Source organism: Cupriavidus sp. HPC(L) (assembly GCF_000307735.3).
In the GTDB taxonomy this organism is placed as follows: domain Bacteria; phylum Pseudomonadota; class Gammaproteobacteria; order Burkholderiales; family Burkholderiaceae; genus Cupriavidus.
Window position 1 is genome coordinate 1 of record NZ_AMPR02000450.1, and the last position, 18,344, is coordinate 18,344.

The 18,344-nt window shown below is 68.8% G+C and carries 15 protein-coding genes; 6 read left to right on the forward strand and 9 right to left on the reverse strand.

The features are described 5' to 3' along the window. Window positions 1-384: 384 nt before the first annotated feature. A complete protein-coding gene (locus B551_RS22620; protein WP_006577401.1) occupies window positions 385-1,257 on the reverse strand; it encodes an MBL fold metallo-hydrolase in 873 nt (290 codons plus the stop codon). 154 nt (window positions 1,258-1,411) lie between these two features. On the opposite strand from B551_RS22620, the gene B551_RS22625 reads away from it, so the two are divergent. After that, window positions 1,412-1,969, forward strand: a complete 558-nt coding sequence (locus B551_RS22625; RefSeq protein WP_006577400.1) for a colanic acid biosynthesis acetyltransferase WcaF — start codon at window positions 1,412-1,414, stop codon at window positions 1,967-1,969. A 126-nt stretch (window positions 1,970-2,095) separates the two neighbouring features. On the opposite strand, the gene B551_RS22630 is transcribed toward B551_RS22625, so the two are convergent. The 6 genes from B551_RS22630 to B551_RS22655 form a co-directional block, all read right to left on the reverse strand. After that, complete coding sequence (locus B551_RS22630) at window positions 2,096-3,262, reverse strand: glycosyltransferase family 1 protein (protein ID WP_023265073.1); 1,167 nt, start codon at window positions 3,260-3,262, stop codon at window positions 2,096-2,098. Next, complete coding sequence (locus tag B551_RS22635; RefSeq protein ID WP_006577399.1) at window positions 3,255-4,175, reverse strand: NAD(P)-dependent oxidoreductase; 921 nt, start codon at window positions 4,173-4,175, stop codon at window positions 3,255-3,257. The genes B551_RS22630 and B551_RS22635 overlap by 8 nt, the downstream gene beginning before the upstream one ends. 151 nt (window positions 4,176-4,326) lie before the next feature. Beyond that, window positions 4,327-5,472 (reverse strand): glycosyltransferase family 4 protein, encoded by a 1,146-nt coding sequence (locus B551_RS22640; RefSeq protein WP_043442257.1) that lies wholly within the window; start codon window positions 5,470-5,472, stop codon window positions 4,327-4,329. 31 nt (window positions 5,473-5,503) lie between these two features. Further along, entirely contained in the window at window positions 5,504-6,451 is a 948-nt protein-coding gene (locus B551_RS22645) for a glycosyltransferase family 2 protein (protein ID WP_006577397.1), read from the reverse strand. Then, window positions 6,448-7,209, reverse strand: coding sequence for a ChbG/HpnK family deacetylase (locus tag B551_RS22650; protein ID WP_006577396.1), 762 nt, complete (start codon window positions 7,207-7,209; stop codon window positions 6,448-6,450). The genes B551_RS22645 and B551_RS22650 overlap by 4 nt, the downstream gene beginning before the upstream one ends. A gap of 21 nt (window positions 7,210-7,230) precedes the next feature. Continuing rightward, the gene (locus B551_RS22655; protein ID WP_043442270.1) at window positions 7,231-8,436 is read right to left on the reverse strand and encodes a glycosyltransferase; all 1,206 of its coding nucleotides are present in this window, start codon (window positions 8,434-8,436) and stop codon (window positions 7,231-7,233) included. 859 nt (window positions 8,437-9,295) lie between these two features. Between B551_RS22655 and B551_RS22660 the strand changes: the two genes are divergently transcribed. The 5 genes from B551_RS22660 (at window position 9,296) to B551_RS25405 (ending at window position 15,399) form a co-directional block, all read left to right on the forward strand. Next, window positions 9,296-10,231 carry a response regulator transcription factor gene (locus B551_RS22660; RefSeq protein WP_023265075.1) on the forward strand — a complete coding sequence of 312 codons (936 nt, stop codon included), beginning with the start codon at window positions 9,296-9,298 and terminating at the stop codon, window positions 10,229-10,231. A 489-nt stretch (window positions 10,232-10,720) separates the two neighbouring features. Then, entirely contained in the window at window positions 10,721-11,902 is a 1,182-nt protein-coding gene (locus B551_RS22665; RefSeq protein WP_052511460.1) for a polysaccharide biosynthesis/export family protein, read from the forward strand. Window positions 11,903-11,911: 9 nt separating this feature from the next. Continuing rightward, entirely contained in the window at window positions 11,912-12,376 is a 465-nt protein-coding gene (locus B551_RS22670) for a protein-tyrosine-phosphatase (RefSeq protein ID WP_023265076.1), read from the forward strand. Next, window positions 12,373-14,616, forward strand: a complete 2,244-nt coding sequence (locus B551_RS22675; RefSeq protein WP_023265077.1) for a polysaccharide biosynthesis tyrosine autokinase — start codon at window positions 12,373-12,375, stop codon at window positions 14,614-14,616. Before B551_RS22670 ends, B551_RS22675 begins: the two co-directional genes overlap by 4 nt. Before the next feature lie 273 nt (window positions 14,617-14,889). Continuing rightward, window positions 14,890-15,399, forward strand: coding sequence for a hypothetical protein (locus B551_RS25405; protein WP_023265078.1), 510 nt, complete (start codon window positions 14,890-14,892; stop codon window positions 15,397-15,399). A 90-nt stretch (window positions 15,400-15,489) separates the two neighbouring features. Here the strand turns inward: B551_RS25405 and B551_RS22685 are convergent, their stop codons facing one another. Further along, window positions 15,490-17,337, reverse strand: a complete 1,848-nt coding sequence (locus B551_RS22685; RefSeq protein WP_023265079.1) for an alpha/beta fold hydrolase — start codon at window positions 17,335-17,337, stop codon at window positions 15,490-15,492. Window positions 17,338-17,555: 218 nt separating this feature from the next. Continuing rightward, the coding region (locus B551_RS22690; RefSeq protein WP_043442262.1) for a CpsD/CapB family tyrosine-protein kinase at window positions 17,556-18,344 on the reverse strand (789 nt) is incomplete at its 5' end.

Below are 18,344 nucleotides of genomic sequence, written 5' to 3' on the forward strand. Positions count from 1 at the left end.
CGGTTCCCGACGATGTCGCGCCCGTGCCCGTGTTGCCCTGCGCGCTGGCGCCATCGCTCATGCCGGTCGATCCCGCCTTGCCGCTGCCGCCGCTCGAGCGGCCCTGCGCCATCGCGAGCTGGCTGGCCAGCGCGAGGCAGGATGCGGCCACCACCAGCAGATGTCGTGGTTTCATGCTGTCCCTCCTGATTGTCGACGTGGCGATCCACGCGATCTCTGCGCGGTCTCCAATGCCCCCTCTCCACGCAAGCCGCATGCCGGCATGTGGGCACGATCCGCGACATGCGGACGCCGCGCCGCGCGGCGTGCTTGCAGAATTTGCTCCACGGACTTGCATATTTGGGGCCGGCACGCCGCGCGTATCGGCGAACGCTTCCCCGTGGATCACGGCGCGGCGGCGAACGCGCTGGCCGGCACGCGCGCCGAGCGCCGCGCCAGCCGTTCGAACTCGACCATGTCGTGGCCGCAGCAGACCGTCATGTGGCCGTCGCGCCGTTCCTTCAGTTCGCGCAGATGCCGTTGCGTGGCCAGCCGCGCCCCGCGGTCCTTCTCCATCATCCATTGATAGAAGCGCAGCCCGGGCGTGCAGTACGGCCGCACCGGGTCGAGTTCGCCATGATGGAAGTAGGCGTCGCCGGCCTGCAGCAGCCATTCGCCCTGCGCCTGCACCGCGATGCCCGCATGGCCGAAGGTGTGGCCCGGCAACGCGACCATCGCGACCTCAGGCGGCAGGCCGTCGAGCGTGCGCACGCGGTCGAAGCCGTACCAGCGCTCGCCGGCGTCCGGCGCGTAGGTGCGCCAGCGCTCCTGCGTCGACCACTGTTGCGGGCGGAAGCGCTGGCGGTCCAGCCAGGTGCGCTGCAGCCGCGCATAGTCGCGTTCGGCCGCCATCAGGTGGACGGTAGCCCAGGGGAAATCGTCGAGGCCGCCGGCGTGGTCGAAGTCCAGATGCGTCAGCACGATGTGCCTCACATCGCGCGGATCGAAGCCGAGCGCCTGCACCTGACGATAGGCCGTCATCTCGTCGCGGAAATCGGGCCGCAGCAGCGTCAGGAAGAAGCCGCTCAGGCGCGAGCGCGGATCCTGCACGTCGCGCCGGCCCAGGCCGGTATCGACCAGAACCAGGCACTCCGGCAGCTCGACCAGCAGGCAGTGGCAGGCCAGTTCGCCGCGCTCGAGGATCGAGCGCGAACGCCCGTCCATCAGCCGCCCGCCGAGCGGACAGGTCGAGATGCAGTTCAGATGATGGATCCGCATGAATGCCCTCCTGCAGGATCCTCCACTCGTGCAAGTCTCATTCCAGGCCGCCCCGCCGCGTCCATGGCGAAGGTCTGTGACCGGCCGCACCGACCCGCTGCGTGGGCCGGCTCACCATCGTCCCGTGCGCGCCGCGCGCTTACCGGGACAGCCGATGCTGATTACGCAAGACGATCCGACCATGGGCCCCTCGTTCTCGCTGGGCAACCGCGTGCAGCGGCAGATCTGGAACTGGGTCTGGCTGTTGCTGTTCCGTCCGAGCCCGCGGCCGGCGCACGCGTGGCGCGCCGCGCTGCTGCGGCTGTTCGGCGCGCAGCTTGGGCGGCATGTCCATGTCTATCCCGGCGTCCGCATCTGGGCGCCGTGGAATCTGCGCATCGGCAACAATGCCGGCGTGGCCGACGGCGTCACGCTGTACAACATCGAGCGGATCGACATCGGCGAGTACTGCGTGGTGTCGCAAGGCGCGCACCTGTGCACCGGTTCCCACGACTACAACAGCCCGAATTTCCAGCTGATCGCGTTCCCGATCACGCTCGCCCCGCGGGTATGGATCTGCGCGGAGAGCTTCGTCGCGCCCGGCGTGTCGGTGCCCGAAGGCGCGGTGGTCGCGCCGCGCTCGGTGGTCACCAAGCCGCTGCCGACGGCGTGGACCGTCTACGGCGGCACGCCGGCAAGGCCGATCGGCAAGCGCAAGCCGCAGGGACGCTGATTCGCGACGCGCCGCACTCGGTCTGCGCTCGGTCTGCGCTCGGTCTGCGCTCGGTCTGCGCTCGGTCTGCGCTCGGTCTGCGCTCGGTCTGCGCTCGGTCTGCGCTCGGTCTGCGTCGGTCTGCGCTCAGGCGCCCAGCTCCACCACGATCTGCTGGTAGGTCTCGGCGAAGCGGCGACGACGCCGTACCAGGTCGTCGCGCGCAAGGCGCGCCTGTTCGGCGTCCCGCTCGGGCGACGCCGGGCGGGCAAGGACCTGCGCCATGGCGTCGGCCAGCGCCGGCGCATCGTCCGGTGCGAAATAGACGCCACGCGGCGGCGCCTGTTCGCGATGGACCTCGATATCGGACAGCAGGATCGGCTTGTCCAGCGACTTGGCTTCCTCCACCGTGGTGCTCCATCCTTCGAAGCGTGACGGATTGATCAGCGCGGCCGCGCCGCGCATCAGCCCGGTCAGGTCGCCGTGCGGCACCACGCCGAGGAAACGGAAATGCCGTTGCAGCCCGGCCTGCTCGACGCTTTGGAGCAGGCGCTGGCCATAGCCGGGCTTGCGATGGTCCGCGGTCTGGCCGGTCGACAGCACCAGCGCATCGATCCCGCGCTGGCGCAGCAGGCGCAGCGCCTCGACCACGATGCCGTGGTTCTTGTGCTGCCACAGCTGGTTCGGCAAGTGGAAGTAGGGGCCGCGAAAGCCGTAGCGGCGTTCCAGCTCGGACACCGGCGGCGCCGGCGCCAGCGGATTCACGCTGGCGACGAACTGCAGCACGCGGGCGCGATGCGCCTGCGCCGGAAAGTAGCGCTGCAGGTCGCGGCACGCGGCATGGCTGCTGACCAGCACGCGCGCCGAGCCCTCGCACAAGGACGCGAACAGACGATCGCGCATCGCGATCTCTTCGGCCGAAAACATCTCGGGCAGATGCAGATGCTGAAAGTCCGGAATCCAGCCCAGCGTCGGCACGCCGGCGCGCGGACCGAGCGGGTTGTGGTGCGACAGCACCGCGATGCCCTGGCGGACCAGATAGCGCGCCAGCATCAGATCGGTGCCGCTGGCCGCCTGGCATGCCTTGCGCATGTACCACCATGGATGGCGGCGATCGAGCAGTCCCGTGCGGTGGACCGGCAGCGGCGGCATGCCGTCGAGCAGATACGCCGGCGTGCGCGCGCCGGTCAGGATCACCGGATCGATGGTGCGTTCGGGCAGCGTGTACAGCGCCCACAGCAGGTTGCGGAAGTAGCTGATGCCGCCGAGCCAGCCACGATCCTGAAAGGCAAAGACGAAGCCGACCCTAGTCATCGCACACCGCCTCGAACCAGCGTGCAAAGCGCCGCACGCCCTCTTCCAGCCGGATTTGCGGGGCCCACCCGGTGCTCAGCGTATGGCCGACGTCGGCACGCTGGTCGCAGGGATCGCCATGGCGGGCCTCGCGCGAAAAACACGGACGACGGCCCGGCGCGAGCTCCCGATACAGCAGCGTCAGCGCCTGCCTGACCGTGGTGGCCGTGCCGCTGGCGCCGTTGTAGATCGCGCACGCCGGCGAGGCATGCAGCGCCACCGCGGCCACCAGGCGCGCCGCATCCTCGGCATGCAGCCAGTCGCGGCTCTCCTCGCCGGTGCCCCCATAGAGGTCGTCGCGCTGCCGGATCTTGCGGCAGGCGTCCCACAGCAATTGCTTGCGCTGGCCCTCCCCATACAGCGAGAAGAAGCGGACCACCGCGACCGGTACGCCGAAATGCGCGCCATACGAGGCACACAGCTGCTCGGCCATCAGCTTGTGGGTGCCGTAGGGGGAAGCGGGCCGCAATGGCACCGTGCCGCCTTCGCGGGCCGGGCAGTGCGCGGCGTCGCCATAGACGGCGGCGCTGGACGGATAGACCACCGGCGTGTGGGGGCAATGCCGCCGGACATATTCGAGGACGGCGGCGATACTGTCGACGGTGCGCGCGTGGTCGCCGAAGGGATCGCGCAGCGACGCCGACACCGAACCGCTGCCGGCGCAATGCACCAGCAGGTCGGGCTCGATCTCGAGCCGTTCCAGGCTCTCGAGCACGACATGGGCACGGTGCCAGACCATGCGGCCCTCGCAGGTGCACCCCGGCACGCCATGGCCAAGACCGATCACGCGCCAACCCGCGGCCAGATAGTGCTCCGCGACGTAGCCGCCGAAGAAGCCCCTCGCCCCGGTAACCAGCACAGTCTTCTCGGTCATCGTCAAATCGCCTGCGACGCGTTGCCAACCAAAACGTTTGGTTGTGTGAACAATATAGCGTTGAGGCCGGCAATCCATCGTTGCCTGGGCCTCATAACGTAAAGATTTCTTTGCTGACGGTCGTGAAGCGTGAACTGCGGGGCCGTGCGTGCTAGACGCAATGGCTGCGCAGCAGCTGCTTGACCTGTTCGCCGGCGCTGCGCCAGTTCAGCCGTTCGGCGTACTCTCGGTACGCCCCCCGTGCGAGCGCGCCATAGTGCGGGGCGGACTGGAACACGCGTTCGATGTAGTCGCACCACTGGGCCGCATCGGCTTCCAGTTCGAACGTCATGCCGTTGCGGCGATCGCGGACCGCTGTCGGAATGCCGCCGACGCGCGTGGCCAGCGACGGCAGGCCGAAGGAACTGGCCTCCGCCAGCACCACGCCGTAGCACTCGGCGGTCGAAGGCAGCAGCAGGAAATGCGCCTCGCTCATCAGCCGCTCGAAACGGCGGCGGCCCTCCTCGGTCGTCTTCGGCACGAAGCCGTGCAGCTTGACGAAGCTCGGCGGCTCGTACGGCGGGCGGCAGCCGACCACGTGCAGTTCGGTCGGCAGTCCGCGGCGATTCAGGCATTGCGCGACCGCCAGCGCGGTTTCGCCGCCCTTGCGGATCCAGTCCACGCCGATCAGCAGCAGCCTGCAGACACGGTAGTCCTTGCCGAGCACGATCCGCTCGATATCCTGCGAGGTGCGCCGGCAGTCCAGGTTGGCGCCGAACGGCACTACCTTGACCTTGGCCGCATCGACGTCGTAATGGCGCAGCGCGGTGGCGGCGGCCCATTCCGAGCTGAAGATCGCCAGCCGGCAGCGCGACAGCGCCTGCTGTTCGAGCCGGTGGCCGTCGCGCAGCGTTTCCGCGCAAAAATTGCTGAAGCCAGGATAGAAGCCGACCATGCCGTCGAAGGTGGCGTCGGTCCAGATCGCGATCGGGCGGTCGGTGTCCAGGCAGGACACCGGTAGCGTGCCCGGGCTGAGCACTGCGTCGCAATGCGCGCCCTCCAGGCGGCGCTGCACGCGCTGCGCATAGCGGCGCGCCACCGTCGGTGAGCGGTCGCGCTGGTAGTCGCGCCGCAGCAGCCGCCGATAGGCCAGCGCCTTGGCGCGCAGCAGGCAGGCCAGCACCGGCCCCTCGTCGACCTTGTCGATCACTTCGGTCTCGATCGCACTGCTGCGCAGCGCGCGCGGGATATAGCTTGCCGATCCCGACCAGGCATGGGGATCGGAGGCATCGTATGTCGTCACATAGGCCACTCGCATGGTTCTCTCCAGCGGTGGCGGCGCGAGCCGGCTACAGGGGTAACTGCATGGCCCGTCGTCGCTGCTCCTGTACCTTCAGCACCACCATGTATTCGTAGATCGATACCAGCACGCAGTAATGAAATCCGGCCTTCCCGTCGATGAAGCCGAACTTCAGCAGGTACAGGTATAGAAAGCGCGCCACCGGCCGCATCGGCAGGCGGAACGACAGCTCTTTCAGCGCCCGCCGGCGCGCCGGCGGATCGGAGGCCAACAGCGAGGAAAAACGGAACTTGTCCTCGTCCAGACTGCGGATGGTCTCCAGCGCTTCCCCCATCGAATATTTGTTGTGCTTGTCGAACCAGGCGTCGAAGCCCTTGTTGAAGCTGTAGTGCAGGAAATGATGGCGCAGGAAGCCGACCGACCCGTCGACCACCGGCGCCGGATTGACCAGCCGCTCCCAGCGCACCTTGTCGGGCTGGAAGAAGCGCAGTACCCAGATCGGATAACCGCCGGCGAAGCGGATCCATTTGCCGAGAAAGTAGTTCTTGTAGCGGACGCGGTAGGCGACAGGCGCCGAGCTGCCGTCGGCCGGCACCTGGTCGGCGATCTCGCGCAGCTCCGCCGCCAGCTCCGGGCTGACCACTTCGTCCGCGTCGGAGTAGTAGACCCACTTGTGCTTGAAGTCGATGTTCTCGTTGGCCCAGTTCTGATGGGCCGACCAGTTGTCGAACTTGCGCTGGAACACGCGCGCGCCGTGGCGCCGCGCGATCTCCAGCGTCTGGTCCGTGCTGTACGAGTCGAGCACGACCACATCGTCGGACCACGACACCGACTCCAGGCACCGGGCGAGGTTCTTCTCCTCGTTCAGCGTCAGGATCAGCACCGACACCCTGGCGGTCTGGCACGGCACGGCATGCGTGCCGTCGCCGGCGGCCTGCGGCGTGTCGGGACGCGCCACCGCCTGCGCCGGCAGGCTACGGGCCAGCGGAGCGGTCATTGGCCGTACCTCCGCAGCGCAATGCCGGCGCGCTGCAGCGCCGTGCGCAAGGCGGCGGCGTTGACCAGCGGTTCGGTTTCGCCGCGCCGCCACGGTTCCGCGTAGCCCGGATGGACCGAGATCTCGGTGATGCCGTCGCGCAGCAGCTCCGGCAGCCGCGCGGCCCAGTCGGTGTTGTCGTGGTTGATCGCGCCGTAGTAATGGGTATGGCGCAGCCCGTTGAAATAGCGCTGGCAATAGTTGTTCATCACCGCCTGGCGTGGATTGGCCGTGAAGTAGAAGTTCTGCGGCCGCCGTACCCATTGGAGGCCGGCGCGTTCGAGTTCGGTGCGCAACGCGCTGATCACGATCGGAAACTTGTGCAGATGGCCGTGGCTGTCGACATGGGTCACCTCGACGCCGTTGTCGCGCAGCTCTTCGAGCTGCACGCGGAACTCGCGCGCGATATCGTCCTCGGACAGCATCCACGCGAGCGCGCGCACGCGCTGCCGATGGCTGGCGCGAAAACGCCCGTCGCGCGTGCATAGCGACGAAGGGCGGCCCGCATGCGGCAGATGGCCATCGACCATGTTGAAGTGCAGGCCGAACGAGAAGCGGCCGCGATTGTGGCGCGCGTAGTCGTACGCCTGCTGCGACGCCGGCCGGCCGGTCATGATGGTGGCGCTGGTCAGCAGCCCGCCTTCGAAACAGGCGATGGTGGCGTCGCAGGTATCGGCATCCCAGCCGAAGTCATCGGCATTGAGGATCAGTTCTCGCATCTGAGGTCTCCCGGTCAACCGCTAAGGGGCCGCATGCGAAAGCGCCGGTCCCGAATCGCGGTCGGCCGGCGGCGCGCCATCGGTGCGGCCCTGAATGATGTCGAGCAGGCGTTGTCCGACCTGCCTGCTCTGGAAGCGGCGCGCGAACGAGAGCGGCGCGGCGGCGCGCATGCGCGCGCGCGTGGCCGCATCGGCGGCCAGCCATTCGCGCAGCCCCTGTTCGGTGCCGTCGACCGTATCGGTCTGCACGATGCCCGCGCCGTCGGCCTCGATCTCGCGCCAGATATTGACCTTGTCCGAGATCAGCACCGGCACGCCGCAACCGAGCGCCTCGACGACGGCCACGCCGAAGTTCTCCTGGTGCGAGGGCAGGCAGAACACCTCGGCGGCATGGAAGGCACCCCACTTCTGCGGGCCGGACAACATGCCGGTCCACACCACGCGCGGCGCGATGCCGACCCGTTCGGCCAGCATCTCCAGTTCCTCGCGCAGCGCCGGCGTGCCGGGGCCGGCGATCACCAGCTGCAGCGCCGGATCGACGTTGGCCACGCGCGCGAAGGCCTCGATCAGCAGATCGCAGCCCTTCTTCTCGTGGATGCGGCCGAAGAACAGCACGATGCGCTTGCCCTCGGTCTGCGGAAAGGCAGCGTGGAAGGCGGCGCGCAGCGTGCCGTCGTCGGCGGGCGGTTGCGCGGTGCCATAGGACGCGATGCGTTCCGTGCAGTGGTACCAGGGAAACGACAGGCGGGCGCGCCGGCGCTCCTCGTCGCAGGTGAACAGCACCGCGGTCGCATGGCGCAGCGCGCGGCGCTCGAACAGCAGCCAGTACGCCAGCTTCTTCAGATGCTTGAGCGGATAGCGGGCCTTGAACCACGGGTCCAGCATGCCGTGGGTGAACACGTAGTACGGCACCTTGCCGCGCAGCACCCGCAGCGCGGCAAGGCTGTGGAATTGCCACAGGCCCTCGATGATCACCGCGTCGTAGCGCGCGCCGTGCTCGCGCAGCCATGGCACCAGGCGCGGGTTGTAGGTGTAGATGCCCTTCGACGGCCCCAGCGCGATCACGTTGAGCTCGCTCTCGCGCACCCATGGCGCGGCGGGGTCGTCGCCGCAGACGACATCGACATGCACGCCGCGTTCGACCAGCGGCATCCGCAACTGGCGCAGGCCCTCGATCGGGCCGCCGCCGGCCGGATTGATCGTCGCGATGATGTGAAGAAGCTTCATGGCCCTGACCGTATCGGCATGCAGCAGGATGGGATGGCGCACCACGGCGGACGGTGCCGCGCCAAGACGCGCCGTGCTGATGGGCGGCGCTCCGTGCCACAAAGCGTAGGCAGCGCGATGGGCAAGCTCTGTTCGCTGGCGCACCCAGCGGACGGGCCGCGGGGCGGCCAGTGGGGCGGCCAACCTCCCGGCCGGCCCCGCTCCGATGGCGGGCGAGCGGAGGGTGGAAGTGGGGGGAAGGCAGGATGGACAAAGGGACGATGGGCCCTGCCTCGCGGCCATCATCCTGATGGTGGAGAACCCACTCATCCATTTGGCGGGCCCCCCGTTCGCGGGGTCCGGCCCGTGTGCACGGCGGGCTCCATGGCGCGATGGGCGGCCGCTGTTTCAGCGCTGTATCGACAGGCCGCGCCGGGCTTGGCCCACTGCGGTCGGAACGTCATCGACGATGAGACGAGTTTCAACGCTGAAACATTATCGGACGAGCGTTGTTTCATTATTGAAACTCGAATGGCCCGATTTATTCTCACCCATTTGGGGAGGCTGGAAACGCTTATGGATCAAGGGTTACCGGATTATGAAAAGCGGTGGTAATCCCATCCTTCCGGGCCCCCCGGAGGTGACTTGATTTCGACTGACTCAACCCATAAGATGCCCTAAACGGATTAAAGATAAATGTTTTGGGGTGGGGATCAGGGTCGGCTATCGGGCCGGCGCACCACAGTGGCCTGGTGATGCCGATACCGACAGACGGGGGGAAAGCCTGAGCCGCTTCGCCGGGAAGTCGCCTGCGATGAGGCAACTGCATTCGCCAGTGTGTTTGCCTGTTTTCCACCCACAGATACGGGGGAAAAAGAAGATGAATGCACTGTTGATTGAAAGCCATCCCTTGCTCCGGCTGGGCCTGCACCAGATGCTGGAGCGCATCGAGGGAATCGATCAGGTCATCGCGATCGATCCCGCCGATGTCTCTCTTCTCGACGGCACCGACGGCGATACCGACCTGATGGTGTTCGGCATGCCGCAGGATGTCGACGCCGGATGGCAACTGCTGACCCAGGTCCGCCGCGTGCTCAACGCACAGCGTGTGCTGCTGTTGTCCGATATGGTTCCGTTGCAGGTTCCCGCTGCCGCCATGGCGCAAGGCGTCTGCGGCTGCCTGCCGAAATCCGCCTCGCTCGCCGTGCTGGAAGCGGCCATTCGGCTGGCGATGGTCGGCGGCTATTTCGTGCGAGGCAATGGCGCCGCCGGCACGCTGTCGTCGTCGCTGCCAGGCGCCGGCTATGGCGGTCCGGTGGTCGCGCCGGCGTCGCTGGGCACGCGCCCCGTGATCGCCGGTACCGCCACCGTGTCGCCGCATCCGGCGATGCCGGCCTCCTCGCGCAGCGGCATCGTGCCGCCGCACGCCGCCGCGGCGGCGCCGCGTCCCGCGCCGGTCGACACCGGCAGCGCGGAAGCGACCTACTACGACGAAGCCGAGATGCTGCAGATCACGCCGCGGCAATACGAGGTGCTGGTGCTGCTGGCACGCGGCCATCCGATCAAGACGGTCAGTCGCATGCTCAATATCTCGGTGGCCACGGTCAAGAGCCACGCGTGTACGCTGTATCAGCGCTTGAAGGTGCGCAACAAGGGCGAGGCGGTTTACACCGCGCTGCAACGCGGCGCCAAGCTCGAATGGGTCAACGGCGACGGCGCGGCGCCGGTGGCGTCGGTCACGCGCATGCCACGGCCGACGAACGAACGCGCGGAGATTGCCGAACTGCCGCTGCAGGCGGGAGGCGGCATGCGCTGACGCGGCGCGGGTTACCAACGAAGGCGGGCCGGAGGATATCCGGCCCGTTTCGTCTGGGTACTGCGGACGCTCGCGCGGGGTGGAACGCTGGCTGCCCTCTCCCCTGCCCCTCTCCCGCAAGCGGGAGAGGGAACACCGACAGCGAGCGCGCGCCACAGGTTGCTGCTCTCTCCTGCACGCGGGAGGGGAACACCAACGGCGAGCGCGCCGCCACGCGTTGCCTCCCTTCCGCAAGCGGGGAGAGGGAGCACCGACAGCAAGCGCGCGGCGCTGGTTCGCTCCCCTCTGCCGCTTGCGGGAGAGCGGTTGGGGGAGGGGCAAGGGCAACCGCACCCCCCCGCGAACCCCTTCCGTTGCCCTGCCCTTCCACGCCGCATCAAATGTGTGACAACGCACCGATACCCAGTGCCTCGGCGGACACGATGGCAGCATCCGGGGGACATGGCCGTGCGCGTGTCCATGTGCAAGTCGCAGTGGGGGGAGGTTGCCATGAAAGCATTGGAACAGCATCAGCAACGCGGTCCACGCAGTGTGCGCCGCGGTCGGTCGGTGGCGGGATTGGTCGCAGCCAGCGCGATGGGTGCGGCGGCGCTGCTGGCCGGTTGCGCGAGTTCGCCTGGCATGTATTTCGACAAGCAGGCGCCGGTCTCCGCGATCGGCCCCGATGCGGTGCCCAAGATCACGCCGATCACGATGGACCTCGTGCGCGAGCTGCGCAACAACTCGCGCCGCGACAACGAGAACGTCGAGGAACTGTTCGCCGCGCCGCAGCCGTACCGCGTCGGCCCGGGCGACATCATCTCGGTCGTCGTTTGGGATCACCCCGAGCTCGTGTTCCCGACCCAGACCTACAGCATCGGCCAGGCCTACGAACTGCCGAGCACCGGCGGCAGCCCCAACGTGCCGGGCTATGTGGTCAGCCCGCACGGCGACATCCAGTTTCCGTATGCCGGCGTGATGAAGGTCGGCGGCAAGACCGCCAACGAGGTGCGCGATCAGATCGCCAAGGCGCTGTCGCGCGTGGTGCGCGATCCGCAGATGACGGTGCGCGTGCTGGCCTTCCGCAGCCAGCGCGTCTATGTCGACGGCGAGGTCAAGACACCGGGCATGCTGCCGATCGACGACGCGCCGATGACGCTGGTCGAGGCGCTGAACCGCGCCGGCGGCGTGCTGACGCAGACCGGCGACAGCAGCCGCATCCGCGTGACGCGCGGCGAGCGCAGCTGGTACATCAACATGCCGGCGCTGCTGGCCAAGGGCGTCGACCCGTCGCGCATCCTGCTGCGCAATGGCGACATCGTGCGCGTCGAACAGCGCGAGGACAGCAAGGTGTTCGTGACCGGCGAAGTGCTGCGTCCCACCGCGCTGCTGATGCGCAACGGCCGCATGACGCTGAACGAGGCCCTCGGCGATGCCGGCGGCGTCAATCCGAGCTCGGCCAGCGCCGACCAGATCTACGTGATTCGCAAGACCACCGCCGGGGAAGAGCCGAAGGTGTTCCATCTCGACGGCAGCTCGCCGGTGGCGCTGGCCATCGCCGAAGGGTTCGAGCTCGAGCCGAAGGACGTCGTCTACGTCGACGCGCGCGAACTGGTGCGCTGGAGCCGCGTCATCAACCTGCTGATCCCGTCGACCCAGCCGGTGATCGGCACGGCCGGCGTGGTCCGATAGGCGGGCGCGATGATCCGAACCATATTGGTGGTCTGCATCGGCAATACCTGTCGCAGTCCGATGGCGGAAGCCCTGCTGCGGCAGGCGCTGCCAACGTGCGAGGTGGCCTCCGCGGGACTGGCACCGCCGGTCGGCGCGGCAGCGCATCCGTGCGCGATCGCGCTGATGGCCACCGAAGGGCATGAACTGCGCGGGCACCGTGCCCGCGCCGTCGATGCGCAACTGGTGGAGTGGGCCGATCTGGTGCTGGTGATGGACCTCGAGCAGCGCGACGAGGTCGAGCGCCGGTTTCCGGACGCACGCGGCCGCGTCTATCGCATCGGCGAATTCATCGCGGCCGATGTGCCCGATCCCTTCGGCGGTTCGCACAGCATGTTCACCATCGCACTCGGCTTGATCAAGACGGGCATCGAATCCTGGTCGGCACGCATAAGAGCCATTGCGCCGGCCGAATGTCACGGGGAGGCATCATGAACAGCAACAACATCCGGAGCACCCACTCCGAGCGCGCGGACGAGCGCGATGGCATGGTCGATCTGACATCCTGGTTCGACGTGCTGGCGCGATACCGGTGGACCTTCCTGACGGTGGCGGGCCTGGTCATCGCGCTCGGGACGATCTACGCGCTGATCGCGCGCCCCGTCTATCGCGCCGACATCATGGTGCAGGTGGAGGAAAGCACCAACACCACGGCGGCGACCAACCGCGTGGCCGCGCAGATCTCGCCGGTAATCGAGGTCAAGTCGGCCGCCTCCGCCGAGATCGAGCTGCTGCAATCGCGCATGGTGGTCGGGCGCGCGGTCGACAACCTGATGCTGAACGTCGAGGCGTCGCCGCGCTACTTCCCGATCATCGGCCGCGCGATCGCGCAGAACAACAGCGAGCTGTCGCGGCCGGGGCTGTTCGGCTGGGGCGGCTTCGCCTGGGGCAGCGAATCGATCGCCGTCAGCGAGCTGACGGTGCCGGCCGAGATGGACGAACGCAAGATCACGGTCACCGCGCTCGGCAAGGGCGAATACCGCGTCAGCTTCGACAGCGATCCGGCCCGCGCCAACGGCAAGGTCGGCGAGCCGCTGACCGTCAAGACCGCCTACGGCCCGGTCAACCTGACGATCAGCAAGCTCGACGGCCGTCCCGGCGCGCAGTTCGCACTGCGCCATCTGCCGCGCCTGGCCGCGATCGCCCGCCTGCAGCAGCAGCTTCACATCATGGAGCGCGGCAAGCAGAGCGGCGTGATCGGCGTCACGCTCGAAGGCGATTCGCCGCAGCTGACCGCGGCGATCCTCAACGAGATCGGCATGGAGTACGTCGAGCAGAACGTGCGCCGCAAGGCCGCGGAAGCGGAGAAGTCGCTCGAATTCCTGCAGGGCCAGATGCCGCAGCTGCGCCAGCAGGTGGAGGCCGCCGAATCGCGCTATAACGCGATGCGCAACCAGCGCGGCACGGTGGACCTGAGCGAGGAATCGAAGCTGATCCTGGCGCAGTCGGTGCAGATCCAGACCCGCTTGCAGGAGCTGAAGCAGAAGCGGCAGGAACTGGCGATGCGCTTCGTCGGCGATCACCCCAGCATCACCGCGATCGACGGCCAGATCGAGAGCCTGACCGCACAGCTGAACGGCGTCACCGGCCGCATCCAGCGCCTGCCCGATGTCGAGCAGAACGTGCTGCGGCTGATGCGCGATGTCAAGGTCAACACCGAGCTCTATCAGGCGCTGCTCAACGACGTGCAGCAGCTCAAGCTGATGAAGGCGAGCAAGGTCGGCACCGCACGCCTGGTCGACCCGGCCAACGTGCCGCTCAAGCCGGTGCGGCCGAACCGCCCGCTGATCGTCGCGGTGGCGGTGGGCCTGGGCGTGCTGGCCGGCCTGCTGATGGTGGTGGTGCGCCGCTCGCTCGACGGCGGGCTGACCGATGCCGACGAGATCGAGCAGCAGACCGGCCTGACGGTCTACGCCACGATCCCGCTGAGCCAGCAGCAGACCCGCAAGTTCGGCGGCGCCAAGCCGCTGCCAGGCCTGCTCGCGCTGCAGGAGCCGGAGGACCCGGCGATGGAGAGCCTGCGCAGCTTCCGCACCGCGCTGCAGTTCGCGCTGGTCGGCAGCCGCAACCGCATCGTGGTGATCACGGGCCCCGCGCCGGGCGTCGGCAAGTCGTTCATCGCCGCGAACTTCGCCGCGATCCTCGGCGCGGGCGGCAAGCGCGTCGCGCTGGTCGACGCCGACCTGCGCCGCGGCGGGCTGAACCACCGCTTCGGCTCGCGCCGCTCGCCGGGCCTGAGCGACGTGCTGCTCGGCACGCCGCTGGACAAGGTGGTGCAGCGCCAGGTCGCGCCGGGGCTGGACTTCATCCCGACCGGGGCGCAGGCGCCGCAGCCGGCCGACATGCTGAACAGCCCCGGCATGGAGGCGCTGATCGATGAACTGAAGGCGCGCTACGACGTGGTGCTGATCGATTCGCCGCCGGTGCTGGCGGCGGCCGATGCCGGCATCCTGGCCAGCCGCGCGGGCGCGGTATTCCTGGTGGCGCGCGCCGATGTCACCACCGCCAGCGAGCTGCAGGCGACCGACAAGGCGATCCGCCATGCCGGCGGCGACGTCAAGGGCGTGCTGTTCAACGGCCTGCACGTCGAGGGCCGCTGGTACCGCTCGCACTACCACTTCGGCAAGTATCGCTATATGAACCAGTACAGCGCGATCAAGGCCAAGCGCGCCTGATACCGGCAGCTTTGACCCTACCGTCGTATCGGCACCGATCCCCGCCGCGCGCGGGGATCGGCGTTTTGTAGGACAGCGGGCGCGCGCCGCGTAGGAAGCCGCTGTCGGTCTTTTTGCCATTTGTAAGGAGTTGTTGGAACGCGGAAACGGCGACGGCCGCTTGCCATCAAAAATCGAGCAAGCGGCAGCATCCTCCGGGCGTGCGCCGCCACCGTCGTCCCCGCGGCCTGCACGGCCGCGGGCTTCGTTCGATAACAACTCACGAGGTCTGATATGTCCCGAAACCTGACTGTGCGCACCCGAACCGCCCTGGCGGCGCTGGCCGCGGGTCTGATCAGCGCAACTGCCTTTGCCCAGACGCCGATGGCGCCTTCCACCGGCACCGGTGCCGACACCAGCGTTGGCGCGGGTGCCGCCGCCGGCGGTGCGGGTGTCGGCGCGGGTGCTGGTGCCAGTGTTGGCGCCGGCGCTGGTGCCGGCACGATGGCCCCCGCCGGAGCCTCGACCATGCCGACGACCGGCCCCGCCCCCGGCAGCGTTCCGGCCGGCATGGTGGCCGTTCCTCACGGGCCTGGTGTCTACCAGCTCCAGCCGAAGCTGGACCCGCTGGTCGAGCGGCGCATGGCGCGCGCCGAGGCACGCGGTGAGTACCGCGCGCGCAAGTCCGAAGCGCGGCAGGAATACCGGCAGGAAGTGAACGCCGCAAAGCAGGAGCGCAAGGCGGAAATGCGCGAGGCCAACGAAGAGGCCAAGCGCGAACTGACGACGCCGCCGGCGCGCTGATGCGCTGATGCGCTGAGACGCTGAGACGCTGAGACGCTGAGACGCTGACGCAGCGTAGGGCCGCCCCGGGCGCTGGACGACGCCGCGGCGTTAGTCCAGCATCCGGGATGCGGCTCGCGCGGTCGGCGTCGTGGCCGGTGCGATGCCGGTGGAAGCGGCCCGCGAAGAAGCCGGCGCCGCTTCCATTGGCGCACTCGATGCATCCAGCAAATCCAGCGCCGCCAGATGCCGCATCAGGCCAGCGGCGAATTGCGCGCGGCTCTCCGCCAGGAACAGCGAATGGTCCAGCCGCGGCAGCACGTGGACCCGAATGCCGCTCAACTGGGCCAGCGCCTCCAGATGCCGGCCGAAGCGCGAGCGCGCTTCCTCCAGGCCGATATCCCCCGCCCCATACAGCAGGTCGACGCGCACGCCGCGGCGTTGCAGGATGTGCATCGCGTCGCGCGCCCAGGTGTCCGGATCGTTCGCGCCGAGCTTGGCGCCGGCATTCGCACGGCCGGTAAATAGCCGGCGCGCCAGCGCCGCGGCATGCGGCCATGGATCGATCTCGCCGCGCAGCAGCCGCAGCCATTGCGCGGGATTGCGCGCCGCCGCCAGATAGACGCGTGTCGATTGCAGTTGCGCATCGGCGTCATCGTCGCCGTCCCGGCTGTCCCAGCGGAATTTCAGCAGATTGGCGAGCACCAGCCCGTCGATCGGTGCCCCGGCCAGCGCGGCCTGCAGCGCGATGAAGCCGCCCGAGCAAACCCCGCCGACGACCACGCGCCGATATCCGCGTGCCCTCAGCCACGCCACCGCCGCCGCGACATCGCGCCCCGGTTGTTCGCCGTAGAGCGCCGCAATGCGCATCGTGCGCGCCGCCAGCGGACTGTCGCCGAGCGCCGATACGTCAAGCCGCAATGCCGCCACGCCGGCATCGGCGAGCTGGCGCGACAGCGTGACGAACAGCCGGCAGTCGCCGACATGGTGGTTGCCGCCTGTGTTCGGAAACAGCACCGCGGTGCGGGTCGCATTGCCGCCATCGTCGGGCGCGCACAGCACGCCGAACTGACGGCCGCCATCGAGCCACACCGGCTGCTCCACCGCGCCCGCGACCCGCAGCACCGCATCGCCGTCGACATGGCACGACGGCTGCCCACGGCGCGCGACCGATGCGGCCGGACCCAGCCATTGCGCGACCTGCTGCCACGCCTGCTCGGGCACGCTGCTGTGCTCGGCCGAACGCATCATCGCGGGATACTCGTCGAAGTCGAGCCGCGTCACCTGCGCGCCCTGCGCACGGTAGCGGCCCGCCAGCGCGGCGACCGGCGAACCGGGCCCGGGCCACGCATCGAGCAGCAGCATGCGCGGCGCGGGACAGACCGCGCGGCGCTCGAGCCGCAGGCTCTCGAGCAAGGCCACCGCATCCGAAGGCAGCCGATAGCCCAGCACCTCGCAGGAACCGTCGCCCGGCGGCGCGACCGGGATATCGGGGATCGCGTTATTGCACCAGCTGCGCTGCAGCGCGCGCAGCTCCCGCAGATAGCTGCGGCCCGTCACCGGAGGCGCCAGCAGGACCAGTCCATCGGCACGCTGGCCGCCGTCGGCGGCCATTGCCTCGGCGGCCAGCACCGCCAGCGTCGCGCCCAGGCGCAGGCCGCACAGCACCACGCGTTCGGCGCCGGTATGCGCGCGCAGCGTCTGCGCCGCACGCACGATGCTGTGCGCACAGGCGCTGAGCCGATCGGGACCGTCCTCGGTCCCCGCGGAATCGCCACAGCCGGGATAGTCGAAGCGCAGCACCGGCATGCCGGCGCTGGCGAGGTCGTCGGCCAGATGCCGCCACGCGCGATGCGACCACATCGCTTCGTGACCCCAAGGCGCGCACAACACCACGCCGGTTGCGCCAGGGCCTGGATGCAGCCAGCCGACGCAGTGGTCGAACGCCACTCGCTTCATCGGTCTTCCCCCGGATGCCGAGAAGGCGCGCGGACAAGAGCCCGCGCGTGCCTGCTCGAAACGTTCCTACTGCCTCCGCAATCCTGCCCGAGACCTACGCAGAAACGGGTACGCTGCCCGCTTCACGCCTTGCCCGCTTCACGCCTTGCCCGCTTCACGCCTTGCCCGCTTCACGCCTTGCCCGCTTCACGCCTTGCCCGCTTCACGCCTTGCCCGCTTCACGCCTTGCCCGCGGCGGCCGCCACCGGACGTTCGAGGGCACGGGCCGCCGGTGTTGCAGGCGGCAGCGGCATGCCCAGATACGGATTGATGGTGGCAAAGTCCGCGCGGTTGCTGCGACGCTGCGCGACGCCGTTGATGATGCCTCCCGCGATGCGCGCATCGGCGCGCGACAGTCGCTTGAGCGTGTCGTCGACCTGGCCGGGCAGCGTCACGTCGGCGCGCATCACCAGCAGCGTCGAGCCGGCCAGGCTGGCGATCAGCATCGCGTCGGCGACCGACAGCACCGGCGGCGTATCGACGATGACCAGGTCGAAGCGCTCCTTGCACTGCTGCAGCGCGTCCTTCAGCGTCGGCAGCATCAACAGTTCCGACGGATTGGCCGGCGTCGCGCCGGCACCGAGGATGCACAGGCCCGCGACCACGGTCGGCTGCACCGCCGCGCCGACCGGAATGCGGCCGGCCAGCACATCGGACAGGCCCGGCTCGGCGGCCTGGCCAAACCACGTCGCAACCTTGCCGCGCCGCATGTCGGCGTCGATCAGCAGCACGCGTTGCCCGGCCTCGGCGAACAGCACCGCGAGATTGACCGCGGCGAAGGTCTTGCCCGCACCGGGCGCGGGGCTGGTGATCGCCAGCACGCCATCGGGCGCGCCGCGCAGGCCGAAGTACAGCGAGGCGCGCACGCTGCGCAAGCCTTCGACCGCCAAGGCATGCGGCGAGCGGCGGGCCAGCAGGAAGCGGTCGTGCAGCCCGTTGCCGTTGCGAGCGCCGGCCTGCGGGTCGGC